Raw genomic sequence first — 760 nt, 5'->3', positions numbered from 1 at the left:
CTGCTGTGGCGGGTCAAGAACGGCGCACGGAGCCTGCCCGCCCGCCTGGTCGAGGTCCTCCCCGACGGCTCCGCGCTCGTCGAGCTCGCCGAGTCCGACGCCATGCTGTCCCGCCGCCGCACCACCCGCTCCGACCGCACCCTGCCCCGACTCCGTCCCATGCTCGCCCGCCTGGTCGAGTTCACCGTCACCACCCGCGACCGCGCCGGCCGCACCACCCACAGCCGCTACCGGATCCTGACCACCCTGCTCGACCACCACCGTCACCCCGCCACCGCACTCGCCGCGCTCTACGCCGAACGCTGGCAGATCGAACTCACCTACGGCCGACTCAAGACCACCCTGCGTGGACCCGGCACCCGACCACGCGGACAGACCCCCCAACTGGCCTACCAGGAACTCTGGGCACTACTCACCGTCTACAACGCCCTCGTCCGACTCGCCGTGACCACCGCCGTCGACCTGAACATCGACCCCGACGCCGTCAGCTTCGCCACCGTCCTCGCCCTGACCCGCGCACACCTCGCCAGCCAGAACCCCGAACCCTGCGTCAACTGCGGACACCACGACCCCGACCCCACCACCACCCTGCTCACCGCAATCGCCGCCCAACCCCGCAACCGGCCCACCCGCACCCGCACCGGCCCCCGCACCAAACGACAACGAAGAACACAACGCACCCGCGACGTCACCTACGAGATAACCATCACCCACATCGACCTACCGAAAGCCAGCAAAAAGGCCAAAGTTTAGGTCAGTG

Annotated in this window: 1 protein-coding gene; it reads left to right on the top strand. The window is 69.1% G+C overall.

The window, feature by feature from the left end:
* Positions 1-753 (top strand): transposase (locus ACFHWU_RS29250; RefSeq protein ID WP_416592319.1); only part of this gene is annotated, 753 nt, incomplete at its 5' end.
* Positions 754-760: the final 7 nt, after the last annotated feature.

Origin of the sequence: Micromonospora sp. LOL_015 (genome assembly GCF_048060275.1) — a bacterium.
Classification (GTDB): Bacteria; Actinomycetota; Actinomycetes; order Mycobacteriales; family Micromonosporaceae; genus Micromonospora_E.
This window is presented reverse-complemented; position numbering and strand designations above follow the sequence as displayed.